Origin of the sequence: Pseudomonas sp., assembly GCF_026224925.1 — a bacterium.
Lineage (GTDB): Bacteria > Pseudomonadota > Gammaproteobacteria > Pseudomonadales > Pseudomonadaceae > Aquipseudomonas.
In genome coordinates, this window is the sequence record NZ_JAMFRV010000096.1 from 1 (window position 1) to 5,318 (window position 5,318).

The window sequence follows — 5,318 nt, forward strand, 5'->3', positions numbered from 1 at the left end:
CATTGAAGACATCGCCGCGGCTATCGCCATCGACCTGCCGGTGCTGCCGCCGTCAGGCGCGCGCGAACGCCCGCTAGAGCCTGCGGAAGGCGAAGCGGCCAAGAAAAAACCGGAAAAGCCACCCGAGCCAACGATCAAGCCGACCAAAATTATTACCTCGCCGGTGCGCGGCGGGATGCAAATTTATGCACAAGGTTGCGACCTGGTAGTCATCGCGCCAGTCAGTCCGGGTGCGGAACTTCTGGCCGATGGCAACATCCATGTGTATGGCCCAATGCGCGGTAGAGCGCTGGCGGGCATCAAAGGTGACACCAAAGCACGAATTTTCTGCCAGCAGTTGGGCGCTGAACTAGTGTCTATTGCCGGGCAATACAAGGTTTCCGAGGACTTGCGCAGAGATCCACTGTGGGGTGCCGGGGTACAGGTCAGCTTGTCCGGTGACGTGTTGAACATCACCCGTCTTTAACGGATACTGCCGCTTTTTTAAAGCATCTATGACTCGTCGCAAAATCGTAGCAAATCACGTTGGAAATCGAGAGAAACCAGGATTATCTGTCCGTTAAACCTGATTCAAAGGCTTACGATTTTTAGCGTTGCTCGATTATTGCCGTTTCAGGGTGCTATTCAGGGACTAACTGTCCTTTTCCTCTAGGGGTGAAACACCTTGGCCAAGATTCTCGTGGTTACATCCGGCAAGGGTGGTGTGGGTAAGACCACCACCAGCGCCGCTATCGGTACCGGTCTCGCTTTGCGCGGCCACAAAACAGTGATAGTCGACTTCGACGTCGGCTTGCGTAATCTCGACTTGATCATGGGCTGTGAACGCCGCGTGGTGTACGACTTCGTCAACGTGGTAAACGGCGAAGCGACACTCACCCAGGCCCTGATCAAAGACAAACGCCTGGAAAATCTTTACGTGCTGGCCGCTAGCCAGACTCGCGACAAAGACGCTCTGACCGTAGAGGGCGTTGAAAAAATCCTGATGGAATTGAAGGACACGTTTGAATACGTGGTCTGCGATTCCCCGGCGGGTATCGAAAAAGGCGCGCACCTGGCGATGTATTTCGCCGACGAAGCCATTGTCGTAACCAACCCGGAAGTATCTTCGGTACGCGACTCGGACCGCATGCTTGGCCTGCTGGCAAGCAAGTCCCGTCGTGCCGAGAGAGGCGAAGAGCCGATCAAAGAACACTTGCTGCTGACCCGTTACAACCCTGAGCGCGTCACCAAAGGTGAAATGCTCGGCGTTGAAGACGTTGAAGAAATCCTCGCCATCCGCCTGCTGGGCGTGATTCCCGAGTCGCAAGCCGTATTGAAAGCTTCCAACCAAGGCATCCCGGTCATTCTTGACGACCAAAGCGACGCCGGTCAGGCGTACAGCGATGCAGTGGATCGTTTGCTGGGTAAAGAAGTGGCGCATCGGTTTATCGATATTCAGAAAAAGAGCTGGTTCCAGCGGGTGTTTGGAGGTCGTGAATGAATATTTTTGACTTCTTTCGGGACCGCAAAAAGGAAAGCACAGCTTCCGTAGCGAAAGAGCGTCTACAGATCATCGTGGCGCATGAACGCGGCCAACGCAGCACTCCGGATTACCTGCCTGCTCTGCAAAAAGAGCTGGTGGAAGTGATCCGCAAGTACGTCAACATCGAGTCCGACCAAGTGCAGGTCGCCCTGGAAAGTCAGGGCAGCTGTTCGATTCTGGAACTCAACATCACCCTGCCAGATCGCTGATCAGGCGGGTGCCCACGGCGGTATTGCGTGCCTTCTGAATGAGTCGGTGTGCAATATCGCCGTTGGCGTTTCTAGCGTTTTGAGGTTCGTTACACATGCCGTTGTCGAACATCCGCATCATTCATCAGGACGCTGGCGTTCTGGTGGTCGATAAGCCAACCCTGCTGCTATCCGTCCCCGGCCGCGCCGATGACAACAAGGATTGCCTGATCACCCGCTTGCAGGAAAATGGTTATCCCGAGGCTCGCATAGTCCACCGTCTGGACTGGGAAACCTCGGGAATCATCCTGCTGGCCCGCGACGCCGACACCCATCGCGAGCTATCACGGCAGTTTCATGACCGTGAAACCGAAAAAGCTTACACCGCGCTGTGCTGGGGTCAACCCGAACTGGACAGTGGCAGCATTGACTTACCACTGCGTTACGACCCCCCGACCAAACCTCGGCACGTGGTTGATCATGAGTTCGGAAAAAACGCACTGACGTACTGGAAAGTTTTAGAGCGCAGCGACGAGTATTGCCGGGTTGAGCTGACGCCGATTACTGGCCGTTCGCACCAATTGCGGGTGCACATGTTGTCCATCGGTCATCCGTTGTTGGGCGATGGTTTGTACGCGCACCCGCAAGCATTAGCAGCCTTCCCGCGCCTGTGCCTGCATGCCAGCATGCTGAGTTTTACTCATCCGCAAACCGGCGAACGCCTGCGATTCGAGTGCCCGGCGCCGTTTTAAGCTGAAACCGCGTCGCGGCCTTCCCGAATAAATTAGGGCCTGTGGGACCAAATTTATTAGGGAAGAGGCAAGCACAAACAACACAAAAACCCCCGTGTGACCACACCCGCCGACCAATACGGTAAACTCGCGCCATTGCTGTCTGGAGTCACTTATGCGCGAAGAGTTGAACCAAGGCCTGATCGATTTTCTCAAGGCCTCTCCCACCCCCTTTCATGCCACCGCAAGCCTGGTCCAACGCCTGGAAGCTGCCGGTTATCAGCGTCTTGATGAACGCGAAACCTGGGCCACAGAAACGGGTGGTCGTTACTTCGTCACCCGCAACGACTCATCGATTGTCGCATTCAGGCTCGGCCGTCTTTCGCCGCTGATGGGCGGCATTCGCCTGGTCGGCGCCCATACCGACAGCCCTTGCTTACGGGTCAAACCGCAGCCTGAGCTACAACGTCAGGGTTTCTGGCAATTAGGCGTCGAAGTCTACGGCGGCGCACTGCTCGCCCCGTGGTTCGACCGTGACCTGTCGCTGGCCGGCCGTGTCACCTTCCGTCGCGACGGCAAGGTCGAAAGCCAACTGATCGATTTCAAGCTGCCCATCGCCGTTATCCCAAACTTGGCGATCCACCTTAATCGCACCGCCAACGAAGGCTGGGCAATCAATGCTCAGAACGAATTGCCGCCGATTCTGGCGCAGGTTGCCGGTGACGAGCGCGTGGACTTCCGCGCATTGCTCACCGACCAACTTGCTCGCGAACACGGCTTGAACGCCGATGTGGTACTGGATTACGAACTGAGCTTCTACGACACCCAAAGCGCCGCGATTGTTGGTTTGCACGGTGATTTCATTGCCGGGGCACGCCTGGACAATCTGTTGTCGTGTTTCGCAGGCCTGCAAGCATTGCTGACCGCCGAAACCGACGAGACCTGCCTGCTGGTGTGCACCGATCACGAAGAAGTCGGCTCGTCATCAACCTGCGGCGCGGACGGTCCGATGCTTGAGCAGATTCTGCAGCGCCTGCTGCCTGACGGCGAAGACTATGTGCGCACCATACAAAAATCGTTGCTGATTTCGGCCGACAACGCCCATGGTGTGCACCCAAACTACGCCGACAAGCACGACGCCAATCACGGCCCAAAACTCAATGCCGGCCCGGTGATCAAGGTCAACAGCAACCAGCGCTATGCCACCAGCAGCGAGACCGCAGGTTTTTTCCGTCATCTGTGCATGGCCGAAGAAGTCCCGGTGCAAAGCTTTGTGGTGCGCAGCGACATGGCCTGCGGTTCGACAATCGGCCCGATTACTGCCAGCCATTTGGGCGTACGCACCGTGGACATCGGCCTGCCGACCTTCGCCATGCATTCGATCCGTGAACTGGCAGGCAGCCATGACCTGGCGCATTTGGTGAAAGTGCTCAATGCTTTTTATGCGAGCCATGATTTGCCGTAAACGGCAGGGAAAAATACACCCCCTGTAGGAGCCAACTTGTTGGCGAGGCGGGGCGGTGTATCTGACACACCGAAGCAGGCCCATCGCCAACAAGTTGGCTCCTACAGATAAATCCGTTTTGAGGTTAACTACCCAGTGCCTGTTTTTTTCCGTTTGGTCCTGATCTGCCTTCTCGCCCTGGTGCCGATTACTGTGGCACAGGCAGTGAGCCTGCCAGGCATCCTTGCGGGCTCATCAAAAGCACAGCCGCAAGCGCAAGAACCGCTGGGGCAGTCGCTGGATGAAGTGATCAAAACCCTGGAAAACGATCAGCAACGCAGCAAGCTGCTCGATGACCTGAAAAAACTTCGCGACACCACCCGAAAAGCCCAACCACCTGCCGAAGAAGGCGTGCTCGGCTTAATTGGGAGCACCCTCAGCAGTTTCGAAAAGCAGCTTTCTGGCGACAACAGCCCGGCCAGCCGCTGGTCCGAAGAACTGACCCTCGCGCGCGAAGAGCTGGTGGCGCTGACGCCTCCAGCCGATCAGTGGCTGCCGGTAATCCTTGGCTTCGCGGTGGTGATACTGATCTGGGGCCTGCTGGCGGCCGGACTGATCTGGTTCGGCCACCGCGTACGCGTTCGTTATGGTCTGTCAGAAGAGCTGCCGCAACACCCTCGAACCTGGGACATGTTGCGCTTCGCCCTGCGTAAGTTAGGACCGTGGCTGATAGCGCTGATCATCACCGTGTACCTGAGCTACTCCCTGCCCTCCTCGCTGGGTAAAGATTTGGCCATGGTCTTGGCCTATGCGCTAGTGGTCGGCACGCTGTTCTCAGCGGTGTGCGTAATTGCCTTTTCGCTGCTCGATGGCCCCCACCGCCACCGCGCGCTGTATATCCTGCGCCATCAGGCATTTCGTCCGCTGTGGACGATTGGCAGTTTTGCGGCGTTTGGCGAAGCCCTAAGCGACCCGCGCTTGATCGCAAGCCTAGGCGAGCACCTCGCACACACTGCCGCTACCTTCGCCAACGTCATGGCAGCGTTCTCCACTGGGCTGTTCATCCTGCGCTTCCGTCGACCGATTGCGCACTTGATCCGCAATCAGCCACTGTCACGCCGCCTGACCCGCCGCGCCTTAAGCGACACCATCGATATTCTCGGCACTTACTGGTACGTGCCGGCATTGGTGTTGGTCGGTGTGTCGTTGTTTGCGACGTTTTTCTCTGCGGGCGACACCAGCACCGCCCTGCGCCAGGCCTTGATCTGTACCGTGCTGCTGGTGTTGTGCATGGTCATCAACGGCCTGGTACGGCGTCATGCATTGAGGCCGCACCACGGGCACAAACGCCATGCGCTGTATTCAGAGCGGCTGAAAAACTTCTTCTACACTCTGGCGCATTTGCTGGTGTGGTTGCTGTTTATCGAACTGGG

General features: G+C 57.2%; 5 protein-coding genes and 1 pseudogene. All 6 read left to right on the top strand.

Annotated features, from left to right (window positions below):
* Positions 1-466, top strand: a 466-nt coding sequence (gene minC / locus M0974_RS04345; RefSeq protein ID WP_297833202.1) for a septum site-determining protein MinC, incomplete at its 5' end; no start/stop codon positions are given.
* A 198-nt stretch (positions 467-664) separates the two neighbouring features.
* Positions 665-1,480 (top strand): septum site-determining protein MinD, encoded by an 816-nt coding sequence (gene minD, locus M0974_RS04350; RefSeq protein WP_297833204.1) that lies wholly within the window; start codon positions 665-667, stop codon positions 1,478-1,480.
* Positions 1,477-1,731: a cell division topological specificity factor MinE gene (minE, locus tag M0974_RS04355; protein ID WP_002552653.1), complete on the top strand. Its 255-nt coding sequence runs from the start codon at positions 1,477-1,479 to the stop codon at positions 1,729-1,731. The genes minD and minE overlap by 4 nt, the downstream gene beginning before the upstream one ends.
* 95 nt (positions 1,732-1,826) lie before the next feature.
* Positions 1,827-2,462 carry an RluA family pseudouridine synthase gene (locus M0974_RS04360; protein WP_297833286.1) on the top strand — a complete coding sequence of 212 codons (636 nt, stop codon included), beginning with the start codon at positions 1,827-1,829 and terminating at the stop codon, positions 2,460-2,462.
* 154 nt (positions 2,463-2,616) lie between these two features.
* On the top strand, positions 2,617-3,906 hold the full coding sequence (locus M0974_RS04365; RefSeq protein WP_297833288.1) for a M18 family aminopeptidase: 1,290 nt from the start codon (positions 2,617-2,619) through the stop codon (positions 3,904-3,906).
* Positions 3,907-4,041: 135 nt separating this feature from the next.
* Positions 4,042-5,318 (top strand): annotated as a pseudogene (locus M0974_RS04370) (mechanosensitive ion channel family protein); the annotation flags it as partial.